The sequence below is a fragment of the Desulfuromusa ferrireducens genome, assembly GCF_055389805.1.
The window spans coordinates 639102-653893 of record NZ_AP042415.1 but is presented as its reverse complement, the minus strand read 5'-3'; the positions used below and the strand labels follow the sequence as shown (position 1 = coordinate 653893).

At 53.6% G+C, this 14792-nt stretch carries 11 protein-coding genes; 9 read left to right on the top strand and 2 right to left on the bottom strand.

Annotation, left to right across the window (positions count from 1 at the left end; translation table 11 throughout):
* The first annotated feature begins 86 nt into the window (after window positions 1-86).
* Entirely contained in the window at window positions 87-1451 is a 1365-nt protein-coding gene (locus ACZ5PT_RS02855; protein ID WP_464265303.1) for a response regulator, read from the top strand.
* Here the strand turns inward: ACZ5PT_RS02855 and ACZ5PT_RS02850 are convergent.
* Both ACZ5PT_RS02850 and ACZ5PT_RS02845 read right to left on the bottom strand, forming a co-directional pair.
* Entirely contained in the window at window positions 1444-3306 is a 1863-nt protein-coding gene (locus ACZ5PT_RS02850) for a B12-binding domain-containing radical SAM protein (protein ID WP_464265302.1), read from the bottom strand. The two genes, ACZ5PT_RS02855 and ACZ5PT_RS02850, sit on opposite strands and share 8 nt — an antisense overlap.
* A gap of 33 nt (window positions 3307-3339) precedes the next feature.
* Window positions 3340-3894, bottom strand: coding sequence for an MXAN_5187 C-terminal domain-containing protein (locus tag ACZ5PT_RS02845; protein ID WP_464265301.1), 555 nt, complete (start codon window positions 3892-3894; stop codon window positions 3340-3342).
* A gap of 162 nt (window positions 3895-4056) precedes the next feature.
* Between ACZ5PT_RS02845 and glmU the strand changes: the two genes are divergently transcribed.
* The 8 genes from glmU to ACZ5PT_RS02805 all read left to right on the top strand — a co-directional run bounded on the left by glmU (window position 4057) and on the right by ACZ5PT_RS02805 (window position 14784).
* Complete coding sequence (gene glmU / locus ACZ5PT_RS02840) at window positions 4057-5439, top strand: bifunctional UDP-N-acetylglucosamine diphosphorylase/glucosamine-1-phosphate N-acetyltransferase GlmU (RefSeq protein ID WP_464265300.1); 1383 nt, start codon at window positions 4057-4059, stop codon at window positions 5437-5439.
* A gap of 12 nt (window positions 5440-5451) precedes the next feature.
* Window positions 5452-7281, top strand: a complete 1830-nt coding sequence (gene glmS / locus ACZ5PT_RS02835) for a glutamine--fructose-6-phosphate transaminase (isomerizing) (RefSeq protein ID WP_464265299.1) — start codon at window positions 5452-5454, stop codon at window positions 7279-7281.
* Between the two features lie 420 nt (window positions 7282-7701).
* Window positions 7702-8220, top strand: a complete 519-nt coding sequence (locus ACZ5PT_RS02830; RefSeq protein ID WP_464265298.1) for a hypothetical protein — start codon at window positions 7702-7704, stop codon at window positions 8218-8220.
* A 105-nt stretch (window positions 8221-8325) separates the two neighbouring features.
* Window positions 8326-8916, top strand: coding sequence for an RNA polymerase sigma factor (locus ACZ5PT_RS02825; protein WP_464265297.1), 591 nt, complete (start codon window positions 8326-8328; stop codon window positions 8914-8916).
* A 293-nt stretch (window positions 8917-9209) separates the two neighbouring features.
* Window positions 9210-9452: a carboxymuconolactone decarboxylase family protein gene (locus ACZ5PT_RS02820; RefSeq protein WP_464265296.1), complete on the top strand. Its 243-nt coding sequence runs from the start codon at window positions 9210-9212 to the stop codon at window positions 9450-9452.
* A 549-nt stretch (window positions 9453-10001) separates the two neighbouring features.
* Window positions 10002-10229: a TA system antitoxin ParD family protein gene (locus ACZ5PT_RS02815; RefSeq protein WP_464265295.1), complete on the top strand. Its 228-nt coding sequence runs from the start codon at window positions 10002-10004 to the stop codon at window positions 10227-10229.
* A 501-nt stretch (window positions 10230-10730) separates the two neighbouring features.
* On the top strand, window positions 10731-12548 hold the full coding sequence (locus ACZ5PT_RS02810; RefSeq protein ID WP_464265294.1) for a chloride channel protein: 1818 nt from the start codon (window positions 10731-10733) through the stop codon (window positions 12546-12548).
* Window positions 12541-14784: an ATP-dependent helicase gene (locus ACZ5PT_RS02805; RefSeq protein ID WP_464265293.1), complete on the top strand. Its 2244-nt coding sequence runs from the start codon at window positions 12541-12543 to the stop codon at window positions 14782-14784. The genes ACZ5PT_RS02810 and ACZ5PT_RS02805 overlap by 8 nt, the downstream gene beginning before the upstream one ends.
* Window positions 14785-14792: the final 8 nt, after the last annotated feature.

Below are 14792 nucleotides of genomic sequence, written 5' to 3'. Positions count from 1 at the left end.
GGTTCCCGTGCCCTAATGGCCGGGAACCTTTACTTTTTTCAGGTGCTCAGGTAGGATTTAGGATCATTTTTACGAGGAGTACTTTGATGCCGAAAATCCTGCTGGTCGATGATGTCGATCTGTTTCTTGAGCTGGAACGATCCTACCTCGAAGGCTGTGGTTACGACCTGGTGACCGCCTCTTCCGGTGAAGAAACCCTCCAGCGGCTAAATAAGGTTGCTCCCGATATTCTGTTGCTCGATTTCTATATGCCGGGCATGGACGGCGACGAGGTCTGTCGGCTGATCCGCGAAAATAAACGCTGGCAGAACCTGCCGGTCCTCATGGTCACCGCCGCCGGGAAGCCGGAAGAGGTGCAACGCTGTCTGCAGTCCGGCTGCGATGATTATATTACCAAGCCGGTCAATAAGCAGGAGCTGCGCGAGAAAGTCCAGCGCCTGCTCGGTGAAGTGACGCGGCGCACCGACGAGCGGGTGCCGGTTCAGTTGCCGGTCCAGATCCGTGAGGGTGGGCGGCTGCACGTCGCCAGTGCGCATGATCTTTCTGCCAGTGGTGTTTACCTGAAATCCACTGTTCCGTTAATGGAAAATACCGGGATTGAAATCCGTCTCGAATTGAGCGAAGAGAAGCCGTTGGTGCTGTTCGGCAAGATCAAGCGGACCGCCAAAAAAGCCGAGGATGGTTGCGGCGTTTACTTTATTCATCCGGATCCGGAGAGCAAAGGGCTGCTTGAGACGCTGGTGCGCAGTAAAAAGTCGGAACAGTTGCAGCGCGAAGGGGTCGATGATCAGCTCGCCCAGCGCATGTTAAGCCTTGAAGATGAGTGTCTAAAGCTGCGTAACGAACAGGATGAGGCGATGCGCCGGATCGGCGAACTGGAACAGGAGAATCTGGAGTTTGCCAATCAGTTGGTGCAGGTGGAGGATGTCAACAATAACCTGACCAACCTTTATATCGCCTCGTCGCGGCTGCACTCGACCCTTGATCGCGAAGAGACTTTGGAAATTATCAAGGAAGTTGTCATCAACTTCGTCGGTGCGGAAAAGTTTGCTGTTTTCCTTTTCGATCGAGCCACCGATCGTCTCCTGTTTGAGACCGGTGAAGGGTTTGATGAGGATGAGTTTCCTGAGGTTCCGCTCGGGGAAGGAGTGCTCGGCGAAACGGCGGCCAGTGGTGAAAACTACTTTGTTACCGGCTCGGTCAGTGACGGTTCGGATGATATCCTTTCGCCGATTATCGCCATTCCGCTGATCATTCACGAACAGATGATTGGGATTCTGGCCATCTATCGACTCTTTATCCAGAAAGAGCAGCTGGAGTCGATCGACTACCAGCTGTTCTCCATGCTCGGTGAGCACGCCGCCACCGCCCTGTTTTCTTCCACTTTGTATGGTAAGTCAGAGCGCAAGCGTCAAACCTATCAGGGCTTTGTCGACCTGCTGCTTAAGTAGCAGGCAGCAGTATCCCCTGCTCGACGGCAAACTGCAGCAACTCGTTTGCCGTTTGCCGTTCGATTCCATGCAGCAGTTTTTCTGTTTCCTGCTGACCGCTGGCACTGAGCAACAGCTGGGCAAAGTCGGGCTGCAATGATTCAACCACCGGCTGTCCGTGCTGGTGAAGAAAAATTCCATAAGATGTTTCTGCGTTCAATTGCTTTACCAGCCAGCTGAGTTTTTCGCCGCCGACCTGTTCCAGTTCATCCAGATCGTAATTAAACCTTTGAATTTGTACCGCTGGGTTCAGTTGCCAGCGTTGTTTGCGCAGTAGCTTTGTTTTCGGTGGTCGGTTTGCGGGCAGGCACTCCGGGGCGAGTAGCACCTCGGCGCAGCGGAAATGATAGTTGAGCAGGTCTTCGACCAGCGGCAAAAGTTTTTTCTTCCCCTTGGCGAGTAAAGATTCGGCAATAAAGTTTTGTTGTAGGGGGAGGATCTCGGCCGGTTGCCAGCCTTCGGCCGAAGCCTTCTGCTCGGCACTTAATTCCGGGCGTGCGTTCAGCCAGTCACTGAAGCTCTCCAGCAGTTCGGCCGGTCGATTGGCGAGGGCTTCACATAGCTGGGGGAAGAAGCCGACCGCACGACCGCGGTTGTAAAAGATGTCCGTCGCGGTTGCCAACCGCTGGCTCTGTTCCATCTCTGCCTGGCAATAGCTGCGGTTTTTCTCGATCAGATAGGGGGGCTGGGAGTTCGCGGTGATCCCGAATTCGCTTTGCCGCTGATGCAGTTCCGTTCCCGGCAGGATGGCCAGCGGAAAGATATCGACCTGATTCGGTTGCTGTTGCAGGGTAAAATCGAGGCTGTTAACAAAGCCGCTGTGATTATCGCCGGGCAGGCCGTAGATCAAGTCGAGGCCGTAAGTCACCCCGACGTTAGAAAGCAGCTGCAATGCCTGACTCATCTGTCCCGGTTTGAGTGTCCGGTTCAGCGGTTTAAGGACTTTCGGATCGGCAGACTGCAGTCCGATCTGCACCGAGCAGGAGAGTTGGGCGAGTAGTTCGGCCGTCTCTTGATCGAGGAAGTCAGCCTTGGCCTCCAGGTGGAAATGGATCTGCGGGGCTTGCTCGATTAACAGTTGCAACAGCTGTTTGCCGCGCTGTGGTGGTGCGTTGAAGGTAGAATCGAGGATCCAGATCTGCGCCACATTTTTCTCAACGAACAGTTGCAGTTCTGCCTGCAGCCGCTCCAGAGGTAGTGGGCGTACGCCCTGCTGGCCCTTAGCGTCGTAGCAAAAGGCGCAATTAAAGCGACAACCGCGGGCCACTTCCCAGAGGACCCCGCAGCCCTCTGTTAGTGGCAAGGTTGCCGTGAGCCACGGAGATGGCAACTGTGCCAGATCGGGGCAGATGGCCGGAGTAACGCTGTGGCTGGAATCATTCCCCTTGGCGAGAAATCCGGGGATGGCCACCGGCGGTTCGCTGCTGTTGAGTTGATTTACCAGCTGAGCAAAAGGCAGTTCTCCTTCGCCGCAGATGACGCCGTCCAATTCACCCTCTTTGATGACCGTTGCCGCATCGGCACTTGCTTCCGGACCGCCGGCGATGATGAACAACTCGGGGTACTGTCGGCGCAGGTCGCAACAGAGTTGCAATACCTGTTGCCGATTCCACAGATAGAGCGAAAAGGCGACCAGCTGTGGCCGATTCGCCATGATGCTCCGCATCATGGCGGCGCTGCTTTGTTCGGGGAATAGGTCGATCAGCGTGGTTTGGCGTTGCTGTTCTGCCGGTAGGCAGGCTTTAAGGTTGCCGGCGGCGAGGGGGACGGCCTGCGTGGACTGGCGAACGTGCAGGGTTGGTATTGAGATATGCATAAAATCCTGATCTTGCAGTAATGTTTTTAAAGGCTATTTCTTCAGGCTGACCTTGATCCGGGGCTTGTCGCCACTGGTGTCGATGCTGAAAGCAACCGGTCGGTCGCCGTAGCGTTGGCGGATTTTCTCCCGCTGGGCATCGAGAAAGGCGGCGACCTTGTCGGCTGCTGGTGCCTCGCCGGCTATCCCACAGGCTTGTCTGGCCTTGGCCAGTTCGTTTTGTAGCCGCTGTGCCTCGTCGGGTGGCGAAGCGGTTTTTTGCTGACTGGTGGTGGCCGCTGCCGAAGGGGCATTTATTTTCGCCGTGTGGCGATGATATCTCCCTTCATCCATCAGCCGCAGAATCCGGTCCCAGTACTGGGAATAGGACATGAAGCGCGAGATCAGCCCCTGGTAGCGGAATTTCAGGTCGGTCCAGACGATGCGGCGATTGGTGTACTGTCGCAGCCGCCGCGTCATATTTTTGCGGTCCATTTGCGGCTCTCGCTTTTCGACCCCGGCGAAGTACTGCTCGTAGCGAATTTCCAGCTCCTTCAGCTGTTGCTGGATTTCATCCAGTTCGTATCCCAGTGCGCGTCGTTCGTCCATTCGCTTGATCCTCCAGTCCGAGAACTATACGTGACTGGTCGGGGCTTGTAAATATTTCACCGATTTAACCCGCTTTTGGCCTGGAACCGCTTGACTTGGGTGGGGTCGTCCGAGATAATTGAGCGTTTTTTCTTATTATCAAAAAGCAACAGGGGAGTTCACATGAAAACAGGGCAAGCAGCGGTTATTCTGGCCGCCGGCAAAGGGACGCGAATGAAGTCGGCACTGCCGAAGGTGCTACATCCGATCAGTGGTCAGCCGATGTTGCGTTATCCGCTGCAGGCGGCGCAACAGGCCGGATTTGAGCAATTGGCGGTGGTGGTCGGTCATCAGGCGGAAAAGGTGCAGCAAGCCTTCTCTGCGGACAAGGTCACCTGGGTTGAGCAGACCGAACAGCTCGGTACTGGGCATGCCCTGCTTTGTGCCGCGGAAGCCTTGGCCGGGTTCTCCGGGACCTTGTTACTGCTCTGTGGTGATGTTCCCTTATTGCAAACCGAAACATTACAGTACCTGCAGAAGTTTCATTATCATGAGCGTTCGGTTGTCACCGTGCTGACTGCCGAGATGGCAAATCCGTCAGGTTATGGCCGGGTGATCCGTAGTGGTGAGCAAGTGCTGCAGATTGTCGAAGAGAAGGACGCCACCGATCAGCAGAAGCAGGTCACCGAGATCAATACCGGCATCTACCTGTTCGATGCCGAGTTCGTCTTTGCGGCGCTGAAAAATCTGAAAACCGACAATGCCCAAGGGGAATACTATTTGACCGATGTGGTCGCCGCTGCGGTTGCTGCCGGCAAGAAAACCCGTTCGGTCTGTGTTCCCGATGCAACCGAGGTGATGGGGATCAACGATCGCTGTCAGTTGGCCGAAGCCGAGGCGGTGATGCGCTGGCGGGTCAACACCGAGCTGATGCAGTCAGGTGTCTCGATGATCGATCCGACCACGGTTTATGTCGACACCACCGTTGTGATCGGTGCCGATACGGTCCTACATCCGAATGTGCATTTGTGCGGTGCCACCAAGATCGGTGCGAACTGTACGGTTGAAACCGGTGTCGTGGTGGTCGATTCGACGATTGCCGATGGTGTCCATCTTAAAGCCGGTTCGGCGCTCGAGGAAGCGCAGGTCGGCCCGGACTCAAAAATTGGCCCGATGGCGCATCTGCGACCGGGAACTGTGCTCAGTGGTAACAACAAGATCGGTAACTTTGTCGAAACCAAAAAAGTGCAGTTTGGTGAAGGTTCACAGTCGAGCCACTTGACCTATATCGGCGATGCCGAGGTCGGCCGCAACGTCAATTTCGGTTGCGGCACCATCACCTGTAATTATGACGGTGTCAACAAGCACAAAACGACGGTAGGGGATGATGTTTTTATCGGCAGCGACGTACAGTTTGTTGCCCCGGTCAGCATCGGTCGCAACAGCGTGATCGGTGCCGGTTCGACCATCACCAAGGATGTCCCGGCCGACTCACTGGCGATTTCGCGCAGCGAGCAGAAGGTGGTCGAAGGCTGGGCGTTGCGCAAAAAAGCGAAGAAATCCTGATAGGGGTCGATTATGTGTGGAATTGTCGGATATATAGGTTCGCAGCAAGCATCACCGATCATCATCGATGGCCTGCGTCGTTTGGAGTACCGTGGTTATGATTCAGCCGGAATCTGTACCCTTGATAGCGGAGAGCCGCAGATTTATCGGGCCGAGGGGAAACTGATCAATCTTGAGAATATCCTTCGCCAGACCCCGGCGGTTGGAACGCGTGGTATCGGCCATACCCGTTGGGCCACCCATGGTCGTCCCTCGGAGATCAATGCCCACCCGCACCGGGCCAGTGGTATTGTCGTCGTGCATAATGGCATCATCGAAAATTATATTAAATTGAAAGAGCGCTTGCAGGCGGTCGGTCACCAGTTCTCTTCGGAGACCGATACCGAAATCATCGCCCACTTGGTTGAAGAACATTATCGCCAGTGTGGTGATTTTGAGAGCGCCGTGCGTTTGGCCCTCGGTGAGGTCGAAGGGGCCTATGCGGTGGCGATTCTCTGCAGTGACGAGCCGGACAAATTGATCGCCGCCAAGCTCGGTTCACCGCTGGTTATCGGCCAAGGACAGGGGGAGTACTTTGTTGCTTCCGATATCCCGGCGATGCTCTCCCATACTCGGGAGATGATCTTTCTCGAAGATGGTGAGATGGTGGTCTTTACCACCAAAGAAATGCGCATCACCGATCTGGCCGGACAGCCGCTGGTGAAGCAGAGCAAGACCATCACCTGGAGCCCGCTGATGGCGGAAAAGGGTGGTTACAAGCATTTCATGCTCAAAGAGATCTACGAGCAGCCACGAGCTCTGGCTGATACCATTGCCGGTCGTCTGCGCAGTGACGAGGGGGATATTTACCTCGAGGATCTTGGGCTGGACGATGCTCAGTTGCAGGGGGTGGAGAAAATTTTCATCATCGCCTGCGGGACTTCCTGGCACGCCGGGCTGGTCGGTAAATTCTATATCGAAAAGCTGGCGCGGCTGCAGGTCGAGATCGATATCGCCAGCGAGTTCCGCTATCGCGATCCGATTGTTGATGACAAGAGCCTGACCATCCTGATCAGCCAGAGTGGCGAGACCGCCGATACCCTGGCCGGCCTGCGCGAAGCCCGGAGCAAGGGCAGCAAAGCGGTCTGTATCTGCAATGTGGTCGATTCCTCCATCTCGCGGGAAAGTGATGGTGTGATCTATACCCACGCCGGTCCGGAGATTGGTGTCGCTTCGACCAAGGCTTTCACCACCCAGTTGGTTGCCCTCTACCTGCTGGCATTAAAACTCGGCCGGGTGCGTGGAACCCTGAGCGCGGATGATTGTCGCCAACAGGTCGAGGAGTTGTTAACCCTGCCGCGTAAGTTGGAAGAAGCGTTGGAGCTGGACACGCAGATCGAGGTGATCGCCCGCGAGTTTATGAATGCCCGGGATTTTCTCTATCTCGGTCGTGGCAATCAGTATCCGATCGCCCTGGAAGGGGCGCTCAAGCTTAAAGAGATCTCCTACATTCATGCCGAAGGCTATCCGGCCGGAGAGATGAAGCACGGGCCGATCGCCCTGATCGACGAGAATCTGCCGGTCGTCGTGCTGGTGCCGCGCAATGCCACCTACGATAAGGTGGTCTCAAACATGGAAGAGGTTTGCGCCCGTGGCGGCAAGGTAATCGCCGTTGCCAGCGGCCAGGAGAGCGAACTGGAAGGCAAGGTCGCGGCTCTGATCCAGGTGCCGGAAACCAGCGAAGATCTGTTTCCGATAATTACTTCGGTGCCGATGCAACTGCTGGCCTATCATATTGCCGTGCTTAAAGGCACCGACGTTGATCAACCACGTAACTTGGCCAAAAGTGTCACCGTGGAATAAGTTATTGTTCACCGGTTACAGATAAAAAAGGCTACTGCGAAGATGTTCGCGGTAGCCTTTTTTTATGGCTCTGTGTGTGAATTGAGTTGGTTTCTCGTAAGTAGGGCCAATTGAACCGTCTCGAAACTTCTAAGGGTATATGCGACCCCTTTTGATATAACTTTTGAGAGCCGGATCGTGGGGTCTGGTGAAGAAGGCTGACATCGGTCACAAACCCATACTTTTGAGACAGGCATCACGCCACATCTTCTAAGTTTTGAAAACCTCGATAAAAGAAACTGTTTAGCCAAGGGGAAAGAATAACTAGAAAATTAGACATATTCGTCTATATATCAGTCGCTTAGCATTGCAATATCCATCTTGTTTGCTAGTATAACCAGCATAAGCAACGAATAACTCAAAAGCATTATGGAGTGACAAATGCCAATCCATTTTAATGACTTGGACGTGGCTGGTAAAGTTGAAGGACCAAGCTCTGTTTTGATTATTCCCTGCTATATGTGTCCAGCGGTAACAGTGGCCGTAAGAGAAGGCAGGCCTTTTATTCAACTATTCAGCAGCTTTCTGACTTCCCCTCCCTTTGAGAAATACCTCAAAAAGCTACAATCCCGTTTAGGTGAGAAGGGTGTAACCTCAAAGGTATTCAAGAGCAATTATGTTCATCAATGGTTTCTTTGTATGTGGACTTCTGGGTGCCGTAAGAAGCTTAAACGACAGCTTGAAGAATATGATTCTGCGATAGTTCTGGGTTGCGAGTCGGCGAATGAAACGGTACGTGACTTGATCAAAGATGATACCTGTAAAATAATTCAAGGTATGGAAGTTACAGGCTTTATGAATGCAAAAATGAGATTTCAATGGCCGGGCAATATATCCTTTGAAGACTGTAAGGTCGTCCCCTTCTCTCAGCAAGAGAAAGAAGAACGCACAGCAGTCTGAAAAAAACGTGACGGGGAAGGATCTGCGACACTGCGCCCCAAGGCAAACCGTTGTTAGACTGGTATTGTTTTTATATCTAGTTTTGGCAGGGAGGATCTGGAACCGTTGCAAAGTCACAATTTTCCGCAAATCTATGAAGATTACCGTTCCAGAATCACCAGATATCTGGCAGGACTCGCAGGCAAGGATGTCGCAGATGACCTCTCTCAGGAGGTTTTTGTAAAAGTCGCCAGAGGTCTCAAAGATTTTCGTGAGGAAGCTAATCTTTCAACCTGGATTTACCGCATTGCCACCAATACCTATCATGACCATGTTCGTGGTCGTGCCTTCAGGCAGCAACAGAAAGAACAACTCATTCCAACTGAAAATATTGATATCCCAGAAGGTGAGACACTGGGTATCGGCGAGAAAACTCCGATTGTCGAGCAAGGGGCGATCAGGAGAGAGATGATCGCGTGCATCCGTGGCTACATCAAACAGCTCCCTGAAGACTATAGGGTTGTGTTGCTCCTAAGCGAGGAGGAAGGGTTCAAGAATCGCGAGATTGCGGAAATTCTGAAGATCAGTCTGGAGAATGTCAAAATCCGCTTGCACCGGGCCAAGGCAAAACTTAAAGAGCTATTAGAGGGTCACTGCGAATTCTATCTCGATGATCAGAGTGAAGTTGCCTGTGACCGTAAACAAGGCTGTGATTGATAAAAGTCCACGTCCCTCACCGATTAAATTCTTTACGCAAGCTGTATCCTTTTATTGCCTCCCTTCGTCTATATAGACAGAAAGGAGGTGATCTTGATGACCACATTCGAAATTGCACAATTCTGGTGGCTACTACCTTTACTGTTCTTGGTTTGTTGCCTTTTCTGCTACAGGGGATGCTGCTGCACCCGCAAAAGCAAAATGAGGGAAAGGACAGAAGCCTGAGAGAAGGGCTTTGATGTTTTGGATATACGGTGGATAGTAGTTTAGGTTTTAGAGAAAGGAAACATTTCATGGACGAGAAATTAAAAGAAATGATCGCAGTCGGAGCGTCTGTAACCGCTAATTGCATTCCCTGTATCCGGTACCACTTCGCAAAGGCTTGTGACGCCGGCCTTACAGTCGCCGAGATTAGGGTCGCAGTCCAGATTGGCAGGGGGGTTAGAAAAGGTGCCGCTCTAAAATGGGATGAAGAAGTCAACGTTCTCCTCTCTTCCTCATCTGAGGAACAAAAAGACACTTGTGGCTGCGCATAACTTATTTTAAAAAGGAATTAAAGAAAGTCTGACCGTATTTCAAAACTGTAAAGTTGCGGCGACAGGTAGAAATAAAGGCGGGGACATCATTAGCCCCGCCTTGGGTGAACAGTAGTTACCCCGCTATCAGAAAAGCAGTCTCATATTTTGTGACTTAATTCTCAGACACCCACGGAGTATGAATCTTCATTCTCTTGTTTGTCTGAGTGCCTTGCCAGTACAAGGCACTCAGTAGGGCACTTTATTTTTCTAGTCAGATTTTTGCCGTATATAATTACAGCCGCTTACCTAGCCAGCGAGTATGAACTTTATTACTCGCCCACACAAGAAGGAGGGCTACTGCGAAGATATTCGCGGTAGCCTTTTTTTGTTGGCTCTGTTCGCGTATTGAGTTGATATCCGTCGTCTTTGAACCTGCGTTCCCTGAATAATATATGTTCGTCCAGCGGCAATTTATAAATCAAATGTATTGTTCCCTGGCTCTGTCTAAGGGGCTGATAATGCGACGCTTTGTTGCGATTTGCATTAGTATGTCGTCAGGAGGTATTTATGGCGCAATCAGTAAGGATCAATGATGGGTTGGCTAAATCTGCAAGAACAGTATCCATCGCAGAGCATCGGTCTATGGCGGGCCAACTTGAACACTCGGCTTCCATCGGTCGAGCTGCCGAGGAAAACCCAGATCTTCCGTTTTCCATGCTCCGTGAAATTCTTTTGGCCAAAGTAGAGGTTAATGCCGGGATGGTTGAAAATTACGTCTTTGGAGAGGGCGACTAATGCGGAAGGTTGAGCAAGCCCGCTGTTGGGTGCTTTGCTGATACGTCTCGAAAGAGCGAATGGCTAACTAGGTTCTTTGTCATTCTCTCGCCCATCGCGTACCCAACAACCTCCCCGGTGAAGAGGTCCTTGTGGCCAGCAAGGTACAGCCAGCCATCAGCAGTGGGGATATAGTTGATGGCAGTTGCCACGCCAGATTGGGCGCCTCGACTTCAAAACTTTGCTCTAACTAGATTCTCTGCAACAGGGAGTGAATGGTTAGTGTGCTCTGCCGGGTTAGTTCGCCTCTGTTGTTGGTCCCGCCTTTTTCGTATTTCACGGATTCTTTACTAGGACTGTCATCCCTTTTCAGTTCATAATAACTGCCGATTTTGATTTAGGCGTGTCCACCATCGAGTATGAAACTTTATTCCTTCTTTTTTCATTTGATCAGGACGTAAATTCGATGCAGTATGTAAGTTTGGTTTTTTAGGCTCAATGAATGACACGAGGTAGTGCGGTTTGAACAAGGCTTCAGTGGGTAAGGTTATTACCCGACTTCCATATTCTCAGCAGCTGCAGGGCTTGATCCAGCAGCTGCTGAATCGTTTTAAAATCAGCGAAAATACCTTTCTGATCGTTCTTGCGGTGATCATCGGTATGCTCGGTGGCTTAGGCAATTACCTGTTCCGCAAGACCATCGAACTGGTGCATTGGGTCGTGGTCGAACAGAGTATGGAACTGTTCGACATTTCTCTGGAGACCTGGTCTCCGGAACGTCTGCTGGTGGCTTTGTTCCCGGCGATCGGCGGTTTGCTGGTGATCCCCCTATGGATCTTTTTCGGCAAAGATCTCAAGGGTGGCTTTGCCGGTTTTCTGGTCAAGGTCAATCTCAAAGGGGCGAAATTGCCATTTCGGCCGGTTTTTACCCGTGGTCTCGGCGCCGCCATTACCCTGGGAACCGGCGGTAGTGCCGGGCAGGAAGGGCCGATTGCGGTGATCGGCGGAACCATCGGCAGTCAATTCGGTAAAATGTTCAAAATGAGCGGCGATCGTCTCAAGGTGCTGGTTGCCTGTGGGGCCGCTGCGGGGGTTGCGGCCACCTTTAATGCCCCGATCGCCGGGGTCTTTTTCGCCACTGAAATTGTGCTGCTCTCTTCTTTTGAGGTCGCCAGTTTTACCTCGATTGTCATTGCCAGTGGGATGGCCACGGTTGTCTCTCGGGCATTGCTCGGCAATACCTCGGAGTTGGTTGCCCCCACCTATCAGATGGGTAGCTTCTGGGAGCTCGGCCTCTATCTGCTGCTCGGGATCATCATCGGTGGCCTGGCGGCTGGTTTTATCGACGTTCACTTCCGCATCAAGGATCGTATTGATGCCATCAAGCTGCCCAAATTGGCCAAACCGGTTCTAGGCGGACTGACGGTCGGGATTATCGGCCTCGGGGTGCCGCAGGTGTTCGGCAACGGTTATGAGTTTATGAACGAGGTGATGCTCGGCGAGCATTCCTGGTACCTGCTCGGCTTGCTGATTGTCGCCAAGATGGTGGCTACATCGGTTACGCTCGGCTCTGGTCTGCCGGGTGGCATGTTTGCTCCCTGCCTGTTTTTAGGCGCGGTTGCCGGTGGCGCTTTTGGTCATCTGGTGGAGCTGGCCTTCCCTGCTGCCGGCTTTTCGGCCGGGGCCTACGCGCTGGTCGGCATGGGCGCTTTTCTCGCCGCTGCAACCCACTCGCCAATGACCGCCATCTTTTTGCTGTTTGAGATTACCGACAGCTATCAGGTCATCGTGCCGATTATGTTGACCTGTGTTATCGGTACCGCCATCGCTCGGCATCTGAAGAAGGACAGCTTGGAGACGGTTGAGCTAACCCGGGCTGGCATCGATCTGGAAGCGGGCAAAGAGCGCAATATCATGAAGGCCCTGTCGGTCGGCGAAGTGATGCAGCGCGGGGTGGAAACGGTACCGGAAAATATGACCCTCGGCAACTTTGCCCGGTTTATCGAGCAGACCCACCACACCAACTTTCCGCTGGTCAACGAGGCGGGCGATCTGACCGGGATCATCTCGGTGCAGGATTTCATGGGGGTGGTGTTCGAGCGTGATCTGATGGACCTGGTGGTGGTCAAGGAATTGGCCACCAGCAACGTGATTGTGGTGCATGCCGAGGAAGATCTGGACACGGCGATGCGCAAGATTGGTTATCGCAATATCGAACAGTTGCCGGTGGTCGATCGCGAAACCAATCGCAAACTGCACGGTATCATCTCCCGTCGTGACATGGTCTCCGCCTATAACCGGGCGTTGATGAGTCGGACCTTGGGGGACGATGATGTCTGATCTGCTCTCTGGTCTGAACGAGCCGCAACGTCAAGCGGTGCTGCATGATGCCGGTCCGCTGCTGCTGTTGGCTGGCGCCGGTTCGGGTAAGACCCGTGCCTTGACCCACCGGGTCGCCTATCTGATCCGCGAGCGGGGGGTGCCGGCCTGGCGGATTATGGCGGTCACCTTTACCAATAAGGCGGCGGCCGAGATGCGGGAGCGGGTGGAGGCGCTGCTCGACGACGGTGATTCCCCCTGGGTGGCGACCTTTCATGCCAGCTGTGTGCGGATTCTGCGCCAGGAGATCCAGCACTTAGGTTTCAATCGCGACTTCACCATCTACGATGATCAGGATCAGCAACGGCTGCTGCGCGAACTGCTCAAAGAGCAGGGCATCGCCGAAAAAAAACTCAAGCCGCGGGCGGTGGCGTCCTTTATCGACAACGCCAAAAACCGTGGACTGCTGCCGGAGATGCTCGCTGACTGCCGTCCCGATGAAGTTAAATTGGTCGAACTTTATGCCCTCTATCAGCGGCGGCTGAAAGCGGCTAATGCGGTCGATTTTGGCGACCTGTTGTTGCTGACGGCCCTGTTGTTTGAAAGGTTTCCCGAGGTGCGCCGCCGTTGGCAGGAGCGCTTCAAATATCTGCTGATCGACGAATTCCAAGATACCAATCGGGTTCAGTATCAACTGATTAAACAACTGCTCGGTCCCGAAGCGAACCTCTGTGTGGTCGGCGACGATGATCAGTCGATTTACCGCTGGCGCGGTGCCGAAGTGGGTAATATTCTCGGCTTCGAAAATGATTTCCCCGGCGCGGTGGTGGTTAGGTTGGAGCAGAATTACCGCAGTACCCAGGCGATTCTCAAGGCCGCGGGGCAGGTGGTTGGCCATAACCATGATCGTTGTGCCAAGGAGCTGTGGACCGAAAATCCCCTCGGCGACCTTCTGACGGTTGAAGCAGCCCCTGATGACCGGGACGAGGCGAGTTTTGTTGCCAGAGAGATCGGTCGTTTGCAGGGCGAAGGTTTTAACCTGCGCGACATCACCGTCTTCTATCGAACCAACGCCCAGTCGCGGGTGTTAGAAGAAGCTCTGATTGAGCACAAGCTCCCTTACGTCATGTTCGGTGGTGTTAAGTTTTATGCGCGGCAGGAGATTAAGGACGCCCTCTCGTATCTGCGGCTGTTGGTTAATCCGGCCGATTCGCTGGCGGCCCGACGGATAATCAATGCTCCGGCACGCGGCATTGGCGCGACCACCGTTGATAAAATTGCAGTTTTTGAGCAGGATGCAGGAGGCTTTCTCGCCGCTTGCCGGGTTGCGCTGGAAGCCAGCGCTCTTAAGGGCGCGGCGGCGAAACGTGTGGCCGGATTTGTCGACCTGATCGATGATTTTACTGCGCAACTGGAACGCTTGCCCTATCCGCAACTGATGGCTGAACTGATTCAACAAAGCGGCTACGGACCCACCTTGCAGGAAGAGGCAAAGCAGGGACTGACCAAGGACATCCGCGATGAAGCGAGCGGTCGGCTGGAAAACCTCGAACAGCTGCTGGCCGGGATGCAGGAACAGTCTGGCAAGGGCGGAGAACTCCAGGATTACCTTGAACAGGTGGCGCTGATCACTGACCTGGATCGTTACGATACCGAGCTGCAGCGGGTCACCCTGATGACCCTGCATTCAGCCAAGGGCCTGGAGTTCCCGGTGGTCTTTATGACCGGGATGGAAGAGGGGCTCTTTCCCCATTCCCGCTCCGGTGATGATGGCGAAGAGTTGGCCGAAGAGCGCCGGCTTTGTTATGTCGGCATGACTCGAGCGATGCAGCGGCTCTATCTTTCTCATGCCCGGCGGCGGCGGGTCTATGGCACCTATCAGTTCAATCCGCCGAGTCGTTTTCTGGCCGAAATCCCTCCAGAACTGCTGGCTGGTGAGGTCCCTGAGGTGATGGTTAAAAAAGCGGCCGCTGCTGAACACAACTTGGCCTCGCTGTTTGATCTGGCTGCGCCGAGCAGGGCTGCCGAGGCTGAACCGGTTGCCACTTTGCCAGCGCAGCGACCTCTGGCGGAAGAACCGGTTATCGAAACGCAGGGCGGGTTGCGCCTGGGGATGAAGGTGCGGCATATCAAGTTTGGGGCCGGTACCGTACGGCGGCTGGAAGGGAATGGCGACAAACAGAAGGTGACAGTGCATTTTAACTCGGTCGGCTCGAAGAAATTACTGCTTAAATTTGCTGGATTGATGCCGGTCTGAACGGTCGG

Coding starts and splice junctions, on each gene's coding strand:
- ACZ5PT_RS02850 (WP_464265302.1), bottom strand. CDS start 3,306: ATGCATATCTCAATACCAACCCTGCACGTTCGCCAGTCCACGCAGGCC.
- ACZ5PT_RS02830 (WP_464265298.1), top strand. CDS start 7,702: ATGCCAATCCATTTTAATGACTTGGACGTGGCTGGTAAAGTTGAAGGA.
- ACZ5PT_RS02805 (WP_464265293.1), top strand. CDS start 12,541: ATGTCTGATCTGCTCTCTGGTCTGAACGAGCCGCAACGTCAAGCGGTG.
- ACZ5PT_RS02855 (WP_464265303.1), top strand. CDS start 87: ATGCCGAAAATCCTGCTGGTCGATGATGTCGATCTGTTTCTTGAGCTG.
- glmS (WP_464265299.1), top strand. CDS start 5,452: ATGTGTGGAATTGTCGGATATATAGGTTCGCAGCAAGCATCACCGATC.
- ACZ5PT_RS02845 (WP_464265301.1), bottom strand. CDS start 3,894: ATGGACGAACGACGCGCACTGGGATACGAACTGGATGAAATCCAGCAA.
- ACZ5PT_RS02820 (WP_464265296.1), top strand. CDS start 9,210: ATGGACGAGAAATTAAAAGAAATGATCGCAGTCGGAGCGTCTGTAACC.
- ACZ5PT_RS02815 (WP_464265295.1), top strand. CDS start 10,002: ATGGCGCAATCAGTAAGGATCAATGATGGGTTGGCTAAATCTGCAAGA.
- glmU (WP_464265300.1), top strand. CDS start 4,057: ATGAAAACAGGGCAAGCAGCGGTTATTCTGGCCGCCGGCAAAGGGACG.